Origin of the sequence: Vineibacter terrae (genome assembly GCF_008039615.1) — a bacterium.
GTDB classification, from domain to species: Bacteria; Pseudomonadota; Alphaproteobacteria; order Reyranellales; family Reyranellaceae; genus Vineibacter; species Vineibacter terrae.
Genome location: NZ_VDUZ01000004.1, coordinates 243,385 through 262,984, shown reverse-complemented (window position 1 = coordinate 262,984; position 19,600 = coordinate 243,385). Strand labels below are relative to the sequence as shown.

The window sequence follows — 19,600 nt, the reverse complement described above, 5'->3', positions numbered from 1 at the left end:
AAGCGGATGTTCACCCTCGCACACGCCTGACGGGGAAAGTACCACCAAAAATCGCGACCCATGACCTCGGTGCTTTCAAAATCACTCAATCAACTACCCAATAACCTCAGTCCGACAGGCTGCTAGCAGCGTGCGCCGGCACGGGATTCCGTGGCTCCGCCATGCGGCCCTGATCGTCGCGGCGGCCCTGATGCTGCTGCCCTTCTACTGGGTGCTGAAGACCGCGGTCGCCAACGAAAACATCTACGCCTACCCGCCGAGGCTGCTGCCGTCCGAGCCGCATCTCTTCAACTTCGTCGATGTCTGGTACCTGATCCCCTTCCCGCGCTACATGCTCAACAGCATCATCGTCTCGGCGCTGGCGGTGGCCGGCAACGTGATCTTCAACGCCATGGCGGGCTACGCGCTCACCCGGCATTTTCCGGGACGGCGATGGATCATGGCGCTGTACCTGTCCTGCATGCTGATCCCGTTCCAGGCGACGATCATCCCGGCTTATCTGGTGACCGGCCGGCTCGGCCTGCTGAACTCGTACCTGGGCCTGGCGCTGCCGTTGCTGTCCACCATTGTCTGCATCTTCATCTACAAGGCCGCGTTCGAAGCGGTGCCCAGGTCGCTGATCGACGCCGCCCGCATCGACGGCATCGGCGAGTGGCGCATCATCTGGCGCATCCTGATGCCGCTCAGCAAGCCTGCCATCGCCAGCAATGTGATCCTGTCCTTCATCTGGTCGTGGAACGCTTTCCTCTGGCCGCTGCTGATCGTACGCGACACGCAGATGCAGACCCTGCCGCTGGGGCTGGCGCGCTTCCTGTCCTACATGGAGGATACGACCGGCGCGCTCTACGCCTTCGCCGTCATGGTGCTCGTGCCCAGCATCGTCGTGTTCCTGATGGCGCAGAAGGAATTCATCCGCGGCCTGACCTCGGGAGCGACCAAGGGATGACCCGCCCGCGCTGGCTGCTCAGCCGCTGGACCGTCGTGCCCGGCATGATCGCGATGCTGGTCATGGCCTGGACGCTCTACGCCGAGAGCCACAATGACGGCATCATCACCGGAGCGGTCGTGGATGGCAAAGGCCGCCCCGTGCCGGGCGCCACCGTGCTGCTGCTCGAACGCGGCTTCGTCACCCACGAAGAGCGCGACCGTACGCGCACCGATGCCCAGGGGCGCTTCCGCTTCAGCCACAACACCAGCCACTCCGTGCAGCTGGAGGCCGAAGCCGAAGGCCTGGGCCGATCGGACCGGCGCATCGTCAGGCTGTGGTTCCGGGCGCAGAACACGAACTTGACCGAGCCGCTGCGCTTCAAGGAGGCAAGGCCATGACGTCCTCGCACGCCGACGCGCGCCGGCAGCCTTCCGGGCCTGACCCGTCACCCAAGCCGCGCTCGGCCATCCTGCATGTCGACGATGTCGGCATGTGCCACGGCGCCAACCGTGCCTTTCTGGAGCTGGCACAAGCCGGCGCGATCACGTCCGGGTCGGTAATGGTTCCCTGTCCCTGGTTCCCCGAGATCGCCGAAGCGGCGGCTGCCGATCGCGGCCTGGATCTCGGGGTGCATCTCACCCTGACGGCCGAATGGCCGCACTACCGCTGGCGGCCGATCTCGACATCGAGCCCGGCCTCGGGCCTGCTCGATGATGATGGCTACTTCCCGCGCAACTGTGCCGCGCTGCGCCGGCGCGTCGTGCCCGAGGCTGCCGCCGTCGAGATGCGGGCGCAGATCGATCGCGCGCTGGCAGCGGGCATCGACGTGACACACATCGACACGCACATGGGTGCCGCTTTCGCGCCGGGACTGCTCGAGGCTTACCTCCAGCTCGGCCGCGATTATGACCTGCCGATCCTGCTGCCGCGCGACCTCGACTCGTACTTCAGCGTGCTCAATGTCGGCGACGTCGAGCAAGCCCGGCTGACAGCGGCCATCCAGGATCTCGACGCCGCCGGCCTGCCTGTCGTGGACACCTTCCGGATGACCCCCGGCGTGCCGAGCAGCGAGGTTGACGCCGCCTACCGCGGCCTGCTCACCGATCTGCCGCCGGGCCTGACCTATGTCGCGCTGCATTGCAACGCCCCCGGCGACATCGAGGCCATCGTGCCGCCGCGCGCCCATTGGCGAACCGATGAGCATCGCCTGTTCGGCGGCGGCGAGCCGCGTCGGTGGATGGAACAAGCCGGCATCACCGCCGTCGGCTTCCGCGCGATCCGCGACCGGCACCGGGCCCGAGCGTCACCACCCAAGCCTGGGGGCTGACAGGATCACACCAGCCGCGGGACGCAAGCGTCCCGCGATGATGCTCATCAGCCTTGCAGCCACACCTTGCGGGCCTGCTCCACCACCTGCCGCACGCGGCCGTCGATTTCCGCGTCCGTCAGCGAGCTCAGCGGGTGCGTGATGACGACGGGCTCCAGCCCGTCCATCCCCAGCGCGGCGCGCTGGACGTGTGCTTCGTGCAGGAACTCCGTCGTGACCACGACAGCCACCGGCAGCCCCTGCCCCTCAAGCGTGATACCGTCGTGCATACAGCACGATGTGCAGGACCCTCAGTCCCCGATCGCGGTCAGCACCACGTCGTTGTTGGCCACGATCTCGCGCACCAGCTCGGGCGCGGCGACGCGCGAGAAGCTTTCCTTGCGATAATAGTTCACGGACGTGAAGCGGAACTCCTCGCCGAGCTGAGCCATGCTGCGCCGCAAAAGCTTGTTGGCGTTCCACTTGGTGTTGTCCAGGACCGCCAGCCGCAGCCCATCGAGGCTGCCCGGCCGCGGCGCGACGGGACGCGACTGCGCCTCCATCACGCCACGCGGGTCATAGACGATCTCGCCGTCGGATACTTTCATCACCTTATCTCCTTCAGTTTTGCATTCTGTACGCCTCACACCGCGCATGCGCCGTCGACGCAGTCCGCACCGCCGACCGGACCCTGGCCGTCGATGGCGCGCAGCACGGGGCTGGTCATATGGCCCCAGCCGGGAATGAAAGCCGAGAAGCGGCCGGCGTCGCCGCCGGCAACGAACAGATGGATGTTGTCGGCGCTGGGCACGACCGGGATCTGCGCTTCCAGGTCGCGCTTGTACCAGGCCGGCAGGTTGCGGTTGTAGATCTTGCCGTAACGGTGATCGAAGGCGATGTCGCCGAAGCGGATGCGCGCGTAGGTCCACAGGTAGGAGCGGATATCGTGCCGTTTCCAGCCGTGCCTGGCGATGGTCTGCGCATGCTCCGGCCCCAGCACGACGGCGCAATGGCCCGAGCTGACGGCATTGTTGTGCGCGATGGTGCTCATTGCCGAGCAGATGCTGTCGAGGATGCCTTCCGGATCGTTGGCGACGTGATTGGTGACGCTGTGCGGCGGCTCGGCGGCGATCACGAACACCGTCGAATCCTCCGCCTTGAACCCCTTCTCGACATGGTAGGGCGCCAGCGGGCTCGCCTCCTCGTTCTCGGCGATGCAGTACGTGTACTTGCCGGGATGGCCCAGGGTGCTCTTGTCGAGATCCCCCGGCCAGCCGCCGCCGACATTGAGCAGGATCAGGCGGATGGCGCGGCCGATGGTGGCGTTGGCCCGGTTGCCCGAGCCGAACACATTGCAGCCGGCGTTCATGCCGATGGCCTGCCGGATCGGCCCGTTCACCACCAGCAGCGGGCTCGCCATGTGCGTGGTCGCCTGCACGCCGTTGAGGTTGAAGGCCGCGTCGGTCAGCGCCAGCAGGGCAGCGCGCACCACCGGCGCATAGTCCGGCAGGCAGCCCGCCATCACCATGTTGATGGCCAGCACCTCGCGCGTGAGGTTGCCCCAGCGCGGCGGCACCCGGCATTCCACCAGGCCGGGCTCGCCGCCCAGCGCCTCGATGCAGGCCGCCACCTTGGCCGGCGTCGGCGGCACCACGGGCAGCCCGTCGGAAAAGCCCTGGGCGTAATACCATTCGACGAGGTCGGTGCCCGACGGCACCTGTCGGCCGGCATCCGTATCCGGCATCCGTGACGCTGCGATCGCTGTCTGGGCCATGATCCTTCATCCCTCTGCGGCAGGACATGCCACCACGATGGCAGCTTCTATATCAAGGGCAGCTTGATATCGTGCATAGTTGCATAAAATGCATTAATGAGCCGACCGTGCCGGCACCACTCGAGCTCTCCCTGCATCAGCTGCGCGCGATCGTGGCCGTCGCCCGCTACAACAGCTTCGTGGCCGCCGCGAGCGACCTGGGCACGTCGCAGCCGGCGCTGTCGCGCGCGATCAGGCAGGCCGAGCACATCCTGGGCGTGGCGCTGTTCGCCCGCAGCACACGCCACGTGGCGCTGACCGCGGCCGGCCGAGAGTTCGCGCCCGCGGCCGAGCGCATGCTGAACGAGCTGGGCCTGCAGATCCAGAACGTGCGCGAGCTGGCCGAGCAAAGGCGCGGCCATCTCGTGATCGCCAGCCTGATGTCGATTGCGCACAGCGTGCTGCCGTCGGTGATCGCCGACTACCGCCGCGCCTATCCCCGCATCGAGCTGATGGTGCGCGAGGGCGTGCAGAGCAGCGTCGCCGACGAGGTGCGGGCCGGCGCCGCCGATTTCGGCATCGGTGACATGGCCAGCGTCCCGGCCCCGCTGCACGCCGAGCCGCTGCAGACGGAGGCGTGCCATGTCGTGCTGCCCCGCCGTCACCGGCTGACCGCGCGCGCCGCGCTGCGCCTGCGCGACCTTGCGGATGAGAGCGTCATCACCATGCCCGCCGGGTCAGGGCTGCGGCGCCTGATCGACAGCGCCGCCGCCGGCGCCGGGCTGCGCCTCAACTACACGATCACGCTGAATCAGTTCGCCACGATCTATGAGTTCATCGGCCACGGCTTGGGCGTGGCCATCGTCCCGGCGTCGGTGCTGCCGCCGCGGCGCGATGCGCTGCTGGCGACGCGGCCCTTGCACACGCCCAGGATCGTGCGGCGGATCGGCATCCTCACCCGGCCCGACCGGCGCCTGTCGCCCGCTGCCGACGGCTTCCTCGCCCTGCTGCGCGAGCGCTACCGCGCGCGCTGAGCCGGATGCGACTGGATCGATCACCAAGGCATGCTATTCTCAGATCACGTCACTCATCCTCGTTGTCGCGGGGTGGCCGATGCGTTTGCGCAACCGCCTCGCGCCTTTCACCTTCCGGTCCGCCGCAGCCCGCACGCGGCTTGATGAATCCGACCAGGCGATCCTGGCGGAGCAGGTGCGGGTGATCTACGTCGAGGGCCAGCGGCTGATCCTGACCGGCGTAGCGGCGGGGGCGATCCTGGTGTGGGTGTTGTGGGGGCACATCGTCCCGCCTGTCCTGCTGGCCTGGTTCGGGAGCTTCGTCGTCTACGCCCTGCTGCGTGTGGCCATGATCCGCAGCTACCGCCGTCGCAGGGCCGACGACATCGATCATCGCGCCTGGATGAACCGCGCGCTGTGGGCGCTGGCCGTCGGCGGCGGTCTGTGGGGAATCGCCAGCTTCGTTCTCTACGTGCCTGGCCGCATCGAGTACCAGCTCTTCCTTGTCACGATCCTGCTCGGCGCCGTGGTGTCCGGGCTGATCACGCTCGCCGTGTATCTGCCGGCCTATCTCGTGTTCATCGTGCCGTTCCTTGCCGGGACCTCGCTGCGATTCGGGCTGGAGAACGACCCCCTGCATTGGGGCATCGCGGTCGCGCCCGTGGTCGTCCTCGGCATTTTCATCAGCTTCGCCCGATACATCCAGAATACGTTCGTGGAGTCCCTGCGGCTGCGCATGGTGCTGGCCGAGCGCAACCGTGAGCTGGCCGAGCGCAACGACGCCGTCGAGCGCGCCAACCTCGCCAAGTCGCGCTTCCTGGCCGCCGCCAGCCACGACCTGCGCCAGCCGCTGCATGCGCTCAACCTGTTCGTCACACAGCTCGGCAGCGAAGCCGATGCCGCCGAGCGCACCCGGCTCGTGGCCCGTATCGATGCCGCCGTCGGTGCCATGAACGAGCTGTTCAACGCCCTGCTGGACGTGTCCAAGCTTGATGCCGGCGCCCTGACACCCAGCGTCAGCGCCTTCCTGGCCGATCGCCTGCTGCGGCGTATCGAGGCGACGTTCGCGGCGGTGGCCGAGGAAAAGGGCCTGCGCCTGCGCGTGCGGCCCAGCGGCGCTTACGTCCAGAGCGATGCCATCCTGCTCGAGCGGATCCTGATCAACCTGGTATCGAACGCGGTCCGCTACACGACGCGCGGCGGCGTGATCGTCGCCTGCCGCCGCCGCGGTGATGCGGTGCGCATCGAGGTCTGGGACAGCGGCGTCGGCATCGCCGAGGAGCAGCAGCGTGCCATCTTCGGCGAGTTCTACCAGATCGCGATCCCGGGGCAGGATCAGCGCACCGGCATGGGCCTGGGGCTTGCGATCGTGGAGCGGCTGTGCCGGCTGCTCGGCCATACCATCACGCTGACATCGACGCCCGGCCGGGGGTCTCGCTTTTGCGTCCTGGTGCCATCGGCCGCGGTCGAGCCGACGGCGGTTGCGCTCGATGAGACGCGTGATGCGATCGTCGACCCGGTGCGGGACAAGCTCGTGCTCGTGATCGACGACGACCCTCTGGTCCTGGAAGGCATGCGCAGCCTCCTGACCGGCTGGGGATGCCGTGTGGCGGTCGCACCGTCGCACGCCGCCGCGACCACAGATCTCGCTGCCCGGCCCGATCTCATCATCTCCGACTACCAACTGGCGCGCGGGCAGACCGGCCTGGATACGATCGCGGCGCTACACGACGCCTTCCGTTCCGCAATCCCGGCCCTTCTCATCACCGGCGATACCGCCGCGGAGCGGATACGCGACGCCGCCGCGCATGGCTTGCCGCTGCTGCACAAGCCGGTGAACCCGATGGCGCTGCGCGCCGTGGTCAACCAGCTGCTGCGCCCGCCGCCCGGCGGAGGCGCCGCCGCGGTGCCTACCGCTGCAGCACCCAACCCAGCGCCGAGGCGGCAATGACTGCCTCCGTGCGGTTCGATGCGTGCAGCGCCTTGAGGATGGCGGTGACATGGTTCTTCACCGTCGGCTCGGCGAGGTCGAGCTGCCGGCAGATTGCCTTGTTGCTCTTGCCTTGCATCATGAGAGCCAGCACATCCATCTGCCGGTCGGTCAGCCCCAGCTCGGCCGGCGACTTGCCCGGCATGCCAATGGGCGTCGCCGCCCGTGGCGCCGCCAGGATTTCGGGTGGGATATAGACGCCGCCGCTGAACATCAGGTTCAGGGCGCTGATCATCACCTCGCGTGACGCTGACTTCGGGATGAAGCCCAGCGCGCCATGATCCAGCGCCCGCCGCACATTGGCGCGGTCGGCGAAGCCCGAGAGAACGACGACCGACATCGCAGGGTGATCCCGCCGCAGCGCCGACAGCAGCTCGAAGCCGTCTCGGCCGGGCAGGCTCAGGTCGAGAAGGACCATGGCCGTGTCCGGATGCGTGGCGATGAGCTGCAGCGCCTGGGCCGCATCCGACGCCTCCAGAACGACGGCATCAGGCTTCAGCTCCTTGAAGACGCCGCGCAATGCCTCACGGATCAAGGCATGGTCATCAATGATGACAATTTTCATCAACAGGTCATGAGCATCGCGGGGCCCCGAGAAAGCACCGGCCGGCACCGGACAAGGACATCAGTCCCGATACCAAAGTATCCTCTTGTCCAGGTCGCACTATGAGGCGAAAGCCGCATCGGAACAAGAAATTACGATGAACCGGCCCGCCCGATCGGCTCATCCTGCCGATACTTCCCGCTGATTCAGCGGGCACATGCATCGTGGCACAATAGCAGCAATCTTCGAGCTTCGCGAGATGTGCCATGGCCGAACGGCGTCCACTCACCGCGAATGAATGCAAGTTCGTACGACATGTCTTTGGCAGCACGGTTCCGCTGCACAACGTCGAGGTGGTGAAGCGTCGATACCTCTCCGGCGGCTTCACGCCGCTGGGTAGCGTGAACATGGGCACCGGTGACTATCGCACCGACTACATCGGGCCGAACATGTACACACCCCCCGGCACGCCGGCCTTTGCCGACGCGCATCTCTTCCTGCATGAATTGGGTCACGTCTGGCAGCATTTCACCGGCATGCCGATGCTGCTCGCCCGTCTCAAGGCCACCACGCAGGCGCGCCGCATGGTGCGCGACGCCGGCCTGCCGAAGATGGTGAGCGGCATGCGCATGCGGCCGACCTACATGTTCGACGCCACGTACAGCTATGATCCGTCTGCTGGCCCGGACCTCACCGACTACACCATGGAGCAACAATGTGACATCATCGCGGACTACTTTGCATTGGTGATGTGGAAGCGCGCCATTCCGTTCAACGGCTGGGGCTATGCCGTGGCGACGCAGGTCCAGCTTGAAGCCATACTCGCCAACTTCCTCGCCAACCCGGGTTACGTGATGCAGGACCGCCCGCTTTGGCAGGGACGCGCCGCGCTGAGAGCGCTGGACCGCCGCTGAGGCGATCTGGCGTATGGTCAGCCGGCCAGGGTCTTGCTGCGCATGATGCGATGACATCACGCGGCTGGCGGGAGTTGCCCGAGCAAGGGCTTTGACTGTACGGTCGCACCACGTTTCAAACATCTGCCGAGTCAACGCGGCGCGATCATGAAAACCCAGCATGCGCCGCCGCTCGGCACGCCGGCATCGTCACCCACCGGACACTGGCCCGAAGTCCTGATCGCATTCCTGCAGCTGGGCCTTACATCGTTTGGCGGTCCGGTGGCGCATCTCGGCTATTTCCGTGATGCGTTCGTGGTGCGCCGCCGCTGGCTGGACGACCGCGCCTATGCCGATCTTGTCGTCCTGTGCCAGTTCCTGCCCGGTCCGGCCTCCAGCCAGGTCGGCATGGCGATCGGCCTGTCGCGCGCCGGCTATGCCGGCGCGCTTGCGGCCTGGGTGGGCTTCACCCTGCCTTCGGCCATTGCGCTGGTGCTCTTCGCCTATGGCGTGTCGGCGATTGACGGCATCGCCGCAGCGGGTTGGCTGCACGGGCTGAAGGTCGCGGCCGTGGCTGTCGTGGCGCAAGCCGTGCTCGGCATGATGCGGTCGCTGGCGCCGGACCGCGCCCGCGCCACACTGGCTGTCGTGGCCGCGACCATCGTGCTGATGCTGCCTTCGGCATGGAGCCAGATCGGCGTCATCGTCCTGGGCGGCATCGCCGGCCTGATCATCTTGCGGTCCGATGCCGTCATGGATCACGCGCCGCTGCCATTGACCGTGCGCCGGACCACGGGCGCAGCGATGCTCGTGCTGTTCGCGGTCCTGCTGATCGGGCTGCCGCTGCTCGCTGCGTCCGTGCCGGCACAAGGCATCAAGCTGGCCGATGCCTTCTACCGCGCCGGATCACTGGTCTTTGGCGGCGGTCATGTCGTGCTGCCGCTGCTGCAAGCGTCCGTCGTGCCGCCTGGCTGGGTGAGCAACGACCTCTTCCTGGCCGGCTATGGCGCCGCCCAGGCCGTGCCGGGCCCGCTCTTCACCTTCGCCGCCTATCTCGGAGCCGTCATGGGCCCGGCGCCGCATGGCTGGGCTGGCGCCCTGCTTTGCCTGGTCGCGGTCTTCCTGCCCTCGTTCCTGCTGGTGATCGGCGCCCTGCCGTTCTGGGAAAGCCTGCGCCGTCATGCCTCCGCCCAGGCGGCGCTGCGTGGCGTGAACGCCGCCGTGGTCGGCCTGCTGATCGCGGCCTTCTACGATCCCGTCTGGTCAGCCGGCATCGCCAACGCCCGCGACTTCGCGCTCGCCGCTGCGGCCTTCCTGCTGCTCGGCATGTGGAAGACGCCGCCCTGGCTTGTCGTTGTCCTTTGCGCAGCTGCCGGCTGGTTGACTACGATCGTCTGAGGCTTCAGGCAACGGAGGGACCCGTGAGCGCCGCTGCCACACTCATCCCTGGTCAGGTGCCGCTGGCGGCATGGCGTGCCGTTCACGCCGGCGCGGACATCGTGCTGGACCCGGCGTGCCGCACCGCCGTCGCGGCCGGCGCGCGCACCGTCGATGCCATCCTGGCGCGCCACGAGCCGGTCTATGGCATCAACACCGGCTTCGGCAAGCTCGCCAGCGTGCGCATCGGCGACGCCGACCTTGCGACCCTGCAGCGCAATCTGGTGCTGTCGCATGCTGCCGGCGTCGGCGCGCCGCTGCCGGCGCCCGTGGTGCGCCTCGTCATGGCACTGAAGCTTGCCAGCCTGGCGCAGGGCGCCTCGGGCGTGCGCTGGCAGACGATCGAGCTTCTGCAAGCGGCCCTCGACCGCGGCCTCGTGCCCGTCATCCCCGGCCAGGGCTCGGCGGGAGCCTCGGGCGATCTGGCGCCGCTGGCGCATATGACGGCGGCGTTGATGGGTGTCGGCGCCTTCATGGTTGATGGCGCGTCCGTGCCCGCCGAGATGGCGCTGGCGCGCGCCTGGCTGACGCCGCTGGCGCTGGCGCCCAAGGAAGGGCTGGCGCTGCTGAACGGCACACAGGTGTCGACCGCGATGGCGCTGGCCGGGCTGTTCCAGGCCGAAGGCGTCATGCAGGCCGCGCTGGTCACCGGCGCGCTTTCGACCGATGCCGCGCGCGGCTCGGATGGTCCGTTCGATCCGCGCATCCAGCACCTGCGTCGCCATCGCGGCCAGATCGACGTGGCGGCGGCGCTGCGCGCGCTGATGGCCGGCTCTGATATCCGCGCCTCGCACCGCACGGGCGATGAGCGGCTGCAGGACCCTTACTGCCTGCGCTGCCAGCCGCAGGTGATGGGCGCGTGCCTGGATCTGCTGCGCCAGGCCGCCGCGACGCTGGCAGCCGAAGCGAACGGCGTGTCCGACAATCCGCTGGTGTTCGCCGAGTCGGGTGAGGTGATCTCAGGCGGCAACTTCCACGCCCAGCCGGTCGCCTTCGCGGCCGACATGATCGCGATGGCGCTGTGCGAGATCGGCTCGCTCGCCGAGCGCCGCATCGCCATGCTGGTCGACCCCACGCTGAGCGGCCTGCCCGCCTTCCTGACCCCCAAGCCGGGCCTGAACTCGGGCTTCATGATCCCGCAGGTGACGGCAGCGGCGCTGGTGTCGGAGAACAAGCAGCGCGCCTTCCCGGCCAGCGTCGACTCGATACCCACCTCGGCCAACCAGGAGGATCACGTCTCCATGGCCGCTCATGGCGCCCGTCGCCTGGCGGCGATGGCCGACAACGCCACAAGCATCATCGGCATCGAGCTGCTGGCCGCGGCGCAGGGCTGCGATTTCCATGCGCCGCTGCGCTCCAGCGCGCCGCTGGAGCGCGTGCGCACCGTGCTGCGGGCCGTGGTGCCGCATCTCGACGACGACCGGCACATGGCACCGGACATCGAGCAGGCGCGCGCGCTGGTGATCGCCGGCAGGCTCGCCGAAGCGGTCGGCGATAGCGTGTTGCCGCTGGTGGCGGAGAGCACCCCTTAGCCGCCCTATGGATGCCCGATACGCGCCACAAGGGACATCTCGGATTCATCCGACCTGCTGAGCGCGCGGCCGCACCTGGCGCGGCATCTTGGTCGTGATAACGTCGCGGCCGCTATAGCCGTGCGAACCGTATGAAGATCGCCACCTTCAATGTGAACGGGATCAACGGGCGCCTGCCGATCCTGCTGCGCTGGCTTGCGGAGTCCCAGCCCGATGTCGTGTGCCTGCAGGAGCTCAAGGCACCACAGGAGAAGTTCCCCATCGCCGCCATCCGCGACGCCGGCTACGACGCCATCTGGCACGGGCAGAAGAGCTGGAACGGAGTCGCCATCCTGGCGCGCGGCGCCCGCCCGATCGAGACACGGCGCGCCCTGCCGGGAGATCCGCACGACGTCAGCAGCCGCTATATCGAAGCCGCCATCGCCGGCGTGCTCGTCGGCTGCCCCTACGTGCCCAACGGCAATCCGGCGCCAGGGCCGAAGCTCGACCTCAAGCTGCGCTGGCTCGAACGCCTGATCGCCCATGCCGGCGACCTGCTGTCCACGGGCGTCCCTGTCGTGATCGCCGGCGACTTCAACGTCATGCCCACCGAGCTGGATGTCTACAAGCCCGAGCGCTGGGTCGACGACGCGCTCTTCCGGCCGGAGGTGCGGGCGGCCTTCCATCGGCTGATCGCGCAAGGCTGGGTCGACGCCGTGCGTGCGCAGCATCCGGGCGAGCGCATCTACACCTTCTGGGACTATTTCCGGAATGCCTGGGGCCGGGATGCCGGGTTGCGCATCGACCATCTGCTGCTGAGCCCGGCGCTGGCAAGGCGCCTGGCCGGCGCCGGGGTCGACCGTGCCATCCGCGGCTTGCCCAAGGCCAGCGACCACGCGTCGGCATGGATCGAGCTTGCCGACCATCCCACAAGCCCGCGATCAAGCCCACGCCGGCGTGCGAAATAGCTCGCCGGCAGCGGTGCGCGGCAGTGTTGCCAACGCGACACTGGTACGCTGCGTGCCTAGCGGCTACAACCCGGCCCCTATCATCCCCTCCCATTGATCTGCTTCGTGTAGCCCTTTGACCGATCGCTCCCCTCCGGCCGACGGCCGCGCCCTGACGCCTCTGCTCGTCGCCATCCTGGCGATGCTGACGGCGTTCACGCCGCTGTCGATCGACATGTACCTCCCAGCGTTTCCCCAAATCCGCACTGATTTCCAGGCCGGGCCGTCCGAAGTCCAGCTCAGCCTCTCGGTGTTCATGCTGACCTTCGGGTTCGGGCAGGTGATCTACGGCCCGCTGGGCGACCATTTCGGACGCAAGCCGGTCCTGATCGTGGGCGTGCTGCTGTACATCACCACCAGCGCCTTGTGCGCGCTGGCCGACAACGCCACGCAGCTGATCGGGCTGCGCGCCGTGCAGGGGCTGAGCGCCGGCGCCGCGCCGGTGATGGCGCGCACCATGGTGCGCGACCTCGCCGAACGCGACCGGGCGGCACAGGTGATGTCCATCCTCATGGCGTCGGTCAGCATGGCGCCGATGCTGGCGCCGCTGATGGGCAGCGAGGTGATGCATCATTTCGGGTGGCGCGCGATCTTCGTCGCTCTGGCGCTGTTCGGCGCCGTCGCGCTCGCTGCCGCCCTGCTGACCTTGCGCGAGACCTTGCGGCCGGAGCTGCGCGGCCCGCTGGCCTTCGGCGGCATCCTGCGGCGCTTCGGCGAGCTCCTGTCCTCGCCCGTCTTCCTGGGCTACGCGCTGACCACCGGCTTCCTGTTCGGGGCCATGTTCTCCTACATCTCTGTGTCGTCGCTGGTGCTGATCGAGATCTACGGCCTGTCGCCGACGACCTATGCCATCGTGTTCGGCGCGCCGATCCTGGTGATGACCCTGGGCGCGACCCTCAACAGCCTGTGGACGCGCCGGGTCGGCGCCGACGTGATGCTGCGGCGCGCCACCTGGGCGCCGGCGATCGTCGGCGCCGCCCTGATCGTGCTCGGCATCATCGAGGCCCACACCAAGGCTGTCGGCTGGATTCCCTTCATCTTCCTGTCGACCGCCCTGGTCGGCTCGATGAGCGTCGTCTCGCCCAACGCCACCGCCTGCGCGCTGCAGCGCTATCCGCATATGGCGGGCGCCGCCGCGTCGCTGCTGGGCGTGATCCAGTTCGGCTGCGGCGCGTTGTTCGGCGCCGTCGTCGGCGCCCTGCTCAGCACCACGATCCAGCCCATGGCCGTGTTCATGGGCCTGGGCGGCATCCTGTGCTTCGCGGCCCACCGGTTGCTGGTGCGGGACTGATTCGTACCGCGGCCGGCCGATCGTATCTCCCTCCGACATTCACGACAGCGCCCGCGCCGACAGCATCCCTATGCGGCCGCGGGCGTGCTTGTCGTCTTGAGCGGATCGGCCAAATGTTCGGCCAAAACCTCTGGATGCTGCTAACTTTAATGTTTATATTCATATCGTTATGGGAGAAGCGAGATCGGCCAAAGAACCTGCGATTGAAAGCGTCCAGCGCATCGAGCCGGCGCGCCTCGAAGACTTGCCCGAGGCGCTTTCCGACATCGTCGCGGAACTAGCTGCCGCATCGGCCAAGCTGGGGCATTCGTTGCATCCCCGCACGGCCGGCAACCTGGCCGGCCTCGTCCGGATCATGAACACCTACTATAGCAACCTTATTGAGGGGCATGACACGAGGCCTAAGGACATCGAGCGCGCTCTGGCAGGGCAGTTCCACCGGGACAAGGAGCGCCGCGACTTGCAGGTCGAGGCAGCCGCGCATGTACGCGTCCAGGCCGCAATCGATCTCATGAATGCCGAGGATCGCTTGCCGGAGCCGACCTCAGTCGAGTTCATCCAATGGCTACACCGTGAGTTCTACCGCGATGCACCGGAAGCGATGCTTCGGGTGGGCGACAACGACCGGGACTTCCTGATGGAGCCTGGCGTTTGGCGGTCTCGCCCGGAGCAGGACGTTGCTGTCGGGAGGCATCTGCCCCCCTCCAGTCATCGCGTTCCCGACTTCATCGCCTATTTCTCGGAACGCTACCGCTCCGACCGGCTCGGCAAAGCTGCAAGGATCCTGGCGATCCCCGCTGCGCATCATCGCTTCAACTACATCCATCCGTTTCCGGATGGAAACGGTCGCGTGAGCCGGCTCATGAGCCATGCCATGGCGCATCTGGCCGGGATAGGCGCTCACGGCCTGTGGTCGATCTCGCGCGGACTCGTGCGTGGACTGGAGAGCCGGGGCGACTACAAGCGAATGATGGATCATGCCGATATGCCCCGGCAAGGTGATCTCGATGGCCGCGGCAACCTCTCGCAGAGGGCACTGATCGACTTCACCGCATGGTTTTTACGCGTGTGTCTCGACCAGGTCACATTCATGTCGAGCCTGTTTGAGCTTGATACGCTGGCACGACGTCTGCGCGCTTATGTCGAGCGCAGCGAGAGCTTGAAGCCCGAGGCTACCCGGTTGCTGGAAGAAGCGCTTATTCGCGGTGAATTCGAGCGCGGAGAAATCCCGCGCATCACCGGCCTGCCGGAGCGCACAGCCCGACGCGTCTTCAACGACGTGGTCGCCGCAGGCCTCCTTGCATCCGAGACCCCCAAAGGACGAGTCTCGCTTCGCTTTCCCGTCGATACGCTGGATCTGCTGTTCCCCCGGCTGTTCTCGGCGAGCTGACCTGCGATGCACACGCAATGAGGCAGCGACGCAGCTGGAGCTGTGCCTCCGTTCGGATGAAGCTGTTGAGCCCGCTGGCCCTTGATTCTATCCTGCTGCCATGAGCCGCAAGAGCAGAGTTCCGCTGGTCGACCGGGTATTCAATGCCGCGGAGGAAGCTCTCGCGGCGCAGCACTATGTTGCGCCCATCGATGTGTTGATCCGGATCGGATGGCTGAACCATACTGTGGAAGCGTCATGGCGACAGGGTCGCGTCGACTCCCTCGTCGATGCGGTCCAGGCCCATCCCGATCGCCTCGTCGAGGCCATGGGGCTGCTGCGGACCTGGGCGACCCGCAAGGGCCTGATCGCCAGCGAGACCCGCTATGTGGCGCGTGCTGTCGACCATCACGAGCTGCGTTTCACGCCCGACGGCAACCCCGCGGTGGAGCAGGTCTTCCGCACCCACTGGGTGTCGCCGGCGCTGCCGGAGAAGAAGCGTGAGCGCCTGACCGAGAAGCAGAGCCGACCGCCCGAGCTGGTGGCGGTGATGCCCCTCAAGCACACCTGGAAATGCCATCGCTGCGGCGGCACGGGTGATCTGCTGGTGATGGAGAATGCCGGCCCGGCCTGCCTGGGCTGCGTCGGCCTGGGCGATCTCGAGTTCGTGCCGTCGGGCGATGCGCTGCTCACCCGCCGGGCCAGGGCCCGCAGCGCCCGCAATGCTGTCGTGGTGCGCTTCAGCCGCAGCCGACGACGCTACGAGCGCCAGGGGCTGCTGGTCGAGCCGCAGGCGCTCGCCGACGTGCAGCGTGAGCTGGAAAGGGAGCGCGGGGGCGCCTAGCAGCCGGCCCGGTAGTGTTTCTGATGCTCGTTTCGTGACCCTGATGGAGCCTGCGATGAGCCGTGTCGACAACGCCCGTATCGTCCGCGCGCCGCACGGCGCGGCGCTCTCCGCCAGGAGCTGGCTCACCGAGGCGCCGCTGCGCATGCTGATGAACAACCTCGACCCCGATGTCGCGGAGAACCCGGGCGAGCTGGTGGTCTATGGCGGCATCGGCCGTGCCGCCCGCGATTGGGAAAGCTTCGATCGCATTGCGGTCGCGCTGCGCCGGCTGGAGGCCGACCAGACGCTGCTGGTGCAGTCCGGCAAGCCGGTGGGTGTGTTCCGCACCCATGCCGACGCGCCGCGCGTGCTGATCGCGAATTCGAACCTCGTGCCGCATTGGGCGACGTGGGAGCACTTCAACGAGCTCGACCGCAAGGGCCTGATGATGTTCGGCCAGATGACGGCCGGCTCGTGGATCTATATCGGCTCTCAGGGCATCGTGCAGGGCACCTACGAGACCTTTGTCGAGATGGGCCGCAGGCACTATGGCGGCGACCTCGCCGGCCGCTGGGTCCTGACCGCCGGCCTGGGCGGCATGGGCGGCGCGCAGCCGCTGGCCGCGACCATGGCCGGCGCCGCGCTGCTGGCGATCGAATGCCGTCCCAGCCGCATCGAGTTCCGTCGCCGCACCGGCTACCTCGACCTGCAGGCCAAGGATCTCGACGAGGCGCTGGCGATCATCGCCAAGGCCTGCGCCGAGAAACGGGCGGTATCGGTGGGCCTGCTGGGCAATGCCGCCGATGTCCTGCCCGAGCTGATCCGACGCGGCGTTCGGCCGGATTGCGTCACCGACCAGACCTCGGCGCACGACCCCGTCAACGGCTATCTGCCGCTGGGCTGGACGCTCGATCAGTGGGACTCGCGGCGCGTCAGCGATCCCGCTGACGTCACCAGGGCGGCCAAACGCTCGATGGCCGCGCATGTGCGCGCCATGCTCGAATTTCACAAGATGGGCGTGCCGACCATCGATTACGGCAACAACATCCGCCAGATGGCGCTGGAGGAAGGCGTTGCCGATGCCTTCGCCTTCCCCGGCTTCGTGCCGGCCTACATCAGGCCGCTCTTCTGCCGCGGCATCGGCCCGTTCCGTTGGGCGGCGCTGTCGGGCGATCCCGAGGACATCTTCCGCACCGACGCCAAGGTGAAGGAGCTGCTGCCCGACAACAGGCACCTGCACAGCTGGCTCGACATGGCGCGCACCCGCATCAGGTTCCAGGGCTTGCCGGCGCGCATCTGCTGGGTCGGGCTGGGCGATCGCCATCGCCTGGGGCTGGCCTTCAACCAGATGGTGGCGTCAGGCGAGCTGAAGGCACCGATCGTGATCGGCCGCGACCATCTCGATTCAGGCTCGGTGGCCTCGCCCAACCGCGAGACCGAGGGCATGCGCGACGGTTCCGACGCCGTATCGGACTGGCCGATGCTCAACGCCTTGCTCAACTGCGCCTCGGGCGCGACCTGGGTGTCGCTGCACCACGGCGGCGGCGTCGGCATGGGCTTCTCGCAACATGCCGGCATGGTGATCGTGTGCGACGGCACGCCGGAAGCTGCGCGGCGCATCGAGCGCGTGCTGTGGAACGATCCCGCGTCCGGGGTGATGCGCCACGCCGAGGCCGGCTACGACGAGGCGATCGACTGCGCCCGAAGCCACGGCCTGGACCTGCCGGGCCTGGGCTGAGACGGTCTCACCCCTGCTCGATCGGCAGCGCCGTGTCCTTCGCCCATTCGCCCATCGACGCGTCGTAGAGCGCGAGGTCGTCGTAGCCGAGCTGGTGCAGCAGGAACAGATCGATGGTGGCCGAGATGCCGCCGCCGCAATAGGCGATCACGTGCTTGTCCGGCGTGACACCGGCGGCCGTGAAGCGTGCCGCAGCCGCGGCCAGCGGCGCGAAGGCCTTGGTCTGCGGATCGACAAGCGTCGCCGCAGGCACGTTGACGCTGCCGGGCACGCGGCCGGGGCGGCCATAGCGGCTCGGCTCCAGGCCCTTGTGGAACTGCGACCCCAGCGCGTTGACGATCACGGTGCCGGCATTTTCCATGCCTGCAAGCACAGCCTGCTTGTCGACGAAACGGCCCGGACGCGGCCGGGCCGTGAAGCGCGCCGGCGGATAGCCCTTGGCCGGACCGCTCTCGACTGGACGGCCTTCGGCCTGCCATTTGTCGAGGCCACCGTCGAGGACGGCGGCACCATCGAAGCCCAGCGCCTTGAGCATCCACCAGAACCGTGTCGCCCACATCATGGTGCCGATGCTGTAGAGCACGACGCGCGTGCCGTCGCCGATGCCGTGGCGGCCGAACGCGGCTTCCAGCTGCGCCACCGGCGGCATCGTGAACCGCAGCCGTGTGGCCTGGTCGGAGAACTCACCTTGCAGGTCGAGGAAACCGGCGCCCGCAACGTGCGCCGCCGCGAAGCTCTTGTCGCCCGGCACCGCGATGTAGGGATCGTCGCTGCCGGGCGGCGGCGGCTCGAGGTAGGTGGTGCAGTCGAAGACGCGCACCTCGGGGCGCCCCAGGATGCGGGCCAGCGCGTCGGTGCTGATCAGGGCGTCGGGCTCACGCATGCGGCCTCCACGAGCATCGCCGGCGCCACCCTAGCACGGGGCTGGCGTATCGGGACAATTGAACGCTGGCTGCCGCGCCGCAGCCGCCCCAGGCTGGCGGACCCGACCTGCAGGAGCGGAACCCGCCATGGCGATCTACGCATTCGTGACCGTCGATGTCTTCACCACGCAGCGCTTCGGCGGCAATCCGCTGGCTGTCTTCCCCGATGCCCGCGGGCTGAGCGATGCGCAGATGCAGGCGCTCGCCAACGAGTTCAATCTCAGCGAGACGACCTTCGTGCTGCCGCCCGACGATCCCGCCAACACGGCGCGGGTGCGCATCTTCAACCGCACGCATGAGATGCCCTTCGCCGGCCATCCCAATGTCGGCACCGCCTTCGTGCTGGCCAAGCAGCACCAGGACAGGGGCGGCGTGCTGCGGTTCGAGGAGATCGCCGGCCTGGTCGAGATCAAGGTCGCGCGCGATGCCGCCGGCGCCGTGACCGGCGCCACGATCGCGGCGCCGCAGCCGCTGGTGCTGGGCCCCTGCCTGCCGGCCGATGCCATCGCGGCCTGTGCCGGGCTCGAGATGGCTGACGTGATCGTCGCTGCGCACCAGCCCGTGCAGGCCTCGGTCGGCAACACCTTCGTCCTCGCCGAGGTGTCCGCGGCGGCGCTCGCGCGTGCCCTGCCCGATATCGGCCAGTTCCGACGCGTGCGCGCGGCCTGGCCGGCGCTCAACGGCCGGCTCTCGCTCTATCTCTATGCCCATGACGGCAGACGGATCCGGGCGCGCATGTTCGCGCCCCTGGCCGGCACCCACGAAGACCCCGCGACCGGCAGCGCCGCCACGCCGCTCGCGGCGCTGCTGCTGTCGCTCACCTCCAAGGCCGATGTGGCGTGCGACATCATCCAGGGCGTGGAGATGGGCCGCCCCAGCCTGCTGCACGCCACGGCCTGGCGCAGCGACGACGGCCTGCGCGCGTCGGTCGGCGGCAGCTGCGTGCCTGTCCTGCGCGGCGAGGCCTGCGTGGGATCTCCTGCCGGTTGACGTCGGGCGGTGCTGTCTCTTAATGCTCATGCCCCCTGCTCGGAGAATTTAAAATGAACGAGCAAATTGAAAGACCATCCC

18 protein-coding genes are annotated in these 19,600 nt (G+C 67.9%); 14 read left to right on the top strand and 4 right to left on the bottom strand.

Translation table 11 applies throughout. From position 1 onward, the window contains the following. The first annotated feature begins 130 nt into the window (after positions 1-130). From FHP25_RS05615 to FHP25_RS05605, 3 genes are read left to right on the top strand one after another with little or no spacing between them, the layout of a single operon-like run. Entirely contained in the window at positions 131-946 is an 816-nt protein-coding gene (locus tag FHP25_RS05615) for a carbohydrate ABC transporter permease (protein ID WP_147845915.1), read from the top strand. Next, complete coding sequence (locus FHP25_RS05610; protein WP_147845914.1) at positions 943-1,326, top strand: carboxypeptidase-like regulatory domain-containing protein; 384 nt, start codon at positions 943-945, stop codon at positions 1,324-1,326. Before FHP25_RS05615 ends, FHP25_RS05610 begins: the two co-directional genes overlap by 4 nt. Next, positions 1,323-2,255, top strand: coding sequence for a polysaccharide deacetylase family protein (locus tag FHP25_RS05605; RefSeq protein ID WP_147845913.1), 933 nt, complete (start codon positions 1,323-1,325; stop codon positions 2,253-2,255). Before FHP25_RS05610 ends, FHP25_RS05605 begins: the two co-directional genes overlap by 4 nt. A 47-nt stretch (positions 2,256-2,302) precedes the next feature. On the opposite strand, the gene FHP25_RS42405 is transcribed toward FHP25_RS05605, so the two are convergent. Beyond that, positions 2,303-2,842 carry a UGSC family (seleno)protein gene (locus tag FHP25_RS42405; protein ID WP_147845912.1) on the bottom strand — a complete coding sequence of 180 codons (540 nt, stop codon included), beginning with the start codon at positions 2,840-2,842 and terminating at the stop codon, positions 2,303-2,305. Positions 2,843-2,877: 35 nt separating this feature from the next. After that, positions 2,878-4,008 (bottom strand): hypothetical protein, encoded by a 1,131-nt coding sequence (locus tag FHP25_RS05595; RefSeq protein ID WP_218578199.1) that lies wholly within the window; start codon positions 4,006-4,008, stop codon positions 2,878-2,880. Between the two features lie 107 nt (positions 4,009-4,115). Here FHP25_RS05595 and FHP25_RS05590 point away from each other — a divergent pair, with 107 nt between their 5' ends. Both FHP25_RS05590 and FHP25_RS05585 read left to right on the top strand, forming a co-directional pair. Continuing rightward, positions 4,116-5,021 (top strand): LysR family transcriptional regulator, encoded by a 906-nt coding sequence (locus tag FHP25_RS05590; RefSeq protein WP_178133322.1) that lies wholly within the window; start codon positions 4,116-4,118, stop codon positions 5,019-5,021. A gap of 79 nt (positions 5,022-5,100) precedes the next feature. After that, the gene (locus tag FHP25_RS05585; RefSeq protein ID WP_147845910.1) at positions 5,101-6,951 is read left to right on the top strand and encodes an ATP-binding response regulator; all 1,851 of its coding nucleotides are present in this window, start codon (positions 5,101-5,103) and stop codon (positions 6,949-6,951) included. On the opposite strand, the gene FHP25_RS05580 is transcribed toward FHP25_RS05585, so the two are convergent. Further along, positions 6,911-7,555, bottom strand: coding sequence for a response regulator transcription factor (locus FHP25_RS05580; RefSeq protein ID WP_147845909.1), 645 nt, complete (start codon positions 7,553-7,555; stop codon positions 6,911-6,913). The genes FHP25_RS05585 and FHP25_RS05580 overlap by 41 nt on opposite strands. A gap of 245 nt (positions 7,556-7,800) precedes the next feature. Between FHP25_RS05580 and FHP25_RS05575 the strand changes: the two genes are divergently transcribed. From FHP25_RS05575 to hutU, 8 genes are all read left to right on the top strand, one after another. Next, positions 7,801-8,448: a hypothetical protein gene (locus FHP25_RS05575; protein ID WP_147845908.1), complete on the top strand. Its 648-nt coding sequence runs from the start codon at positions 7,801-7,803 to the stop codon at positions 8,446-8,448. Between the two features lie 147 nt (positions 8,449-8,595). Further along, positions 8,596-9,825: a chromate efflux transporter gene (gene chrA / locus FHP25_RS05570; RefSeq protein WP_147845907.1), complete on the top strand. Its 1,230-nt coding sequence runs from the start codon at positions 8,596-8,598 to the stop codon at positions 9,823-9,825. Between the two features lie 23 nt (positions 9,826-9,848). Next, positions 9,849-11,396: a histidine ammonia-lyase gene (gene hutH / locus FHP25_RS05565; protein WP_147845906.1), complete on the top strand. Its 1,548-nt coding sequence runs from the start codon at positions 9,849-9,851 to the stop codon at positions 11,394-11,396. Positions 11,397-11,527: 131 nt separating this feature from the next. Next, positions 11,528-12,343: an exodeoxyribonuclease III gene (gene xth / locus FHP25_RS05560; RefSeq protein ID WP_147845905.1), complete on the top strand. Its 816-nt coding sequence runs from the start codon at positions 11,528-11,530 to the stop codon at positions 12,341-12,343. 115 nt (positions 12,344-12,458) lie between these two features. Continuing rightward, positions 12,459-13,673, top strand: a complete 1,215-nt coding sequence (locus FHP25_RS05555) for a Bcr/CflA family multidrug efflux MFS transporter (RefSeq protein WP_147845904.1) — start codon at positions 12,459-12,461, stop codon at positions 13,671-13,673. A gap of 169 nt (positions 13,674-13,842) precedes the next feature. Continuing rightward, entirely contained in the window at positions 13,843-15,063 is a 1,221-nt protein-coding gene (locus FHP25_RS05550) for a Fic family protein (RefSeq protein WP_147845903.1), read from the top strand. A gap of 100 nt (positions 15,064-15,163) precedes the next feature. Next, positions 15,164-15,886, top strand: coding sequence for a hypothetical protein (locus FHP25_RS05545; protein ID WP_147845902.1), 723 nt, complete (start codon positions 15,164-15,166; stop codon positions 15,884-15,886). 55 nt (positions 15,887-15,941) lie between these two features. Beyond that, positions 15,942-17,606, top strand: a complete 1,665-nt coding sequence (hutU, locus tag FHP25_RS05540) for a urocanate hydratase (RefSeq protein WP_147845901.1) — start codon at positions 15,942-15,944, stop codon at positions 17,604-17,606. A 7-nt stretch (positions 17,607-17,613) separates the two neighbouring features. Here the strand turns inward: hutU and FHP25_RS05535 are convergent, their stop codons facing one another. Further along, positions 17,614-18,489 (bottom strand): sulfurtransferase, encoded by an 876-nt coding sequence (locus FHP25_RS05535; RefSeq protein ID WP_147845900.1) that lies wholly within the window; start codon positions 18,487-18,489, stop codon positions 17,614-17,616. 127 nt (positions 18,490-18,616) lie between these two features. Between FHP25_RS05535 and FHP25_RS05530 the strand changes: the two genes are divergently transcribed. After that, the gene (locus tag FHP25_RS05530) at positions 18,617-19,519 is read left to right on the top strand and encodes a PhzF family phenazine biosynthesis protein (RefSeq protein ID WP_147845899.1); all 903 of its coding nucleotides are present in this window, start codon (positions 18,617-18,619) and stop codon (positions 19,517-19,519) included. Positions 19,520-19,600 lie beyond the last annotated feature (81 nt).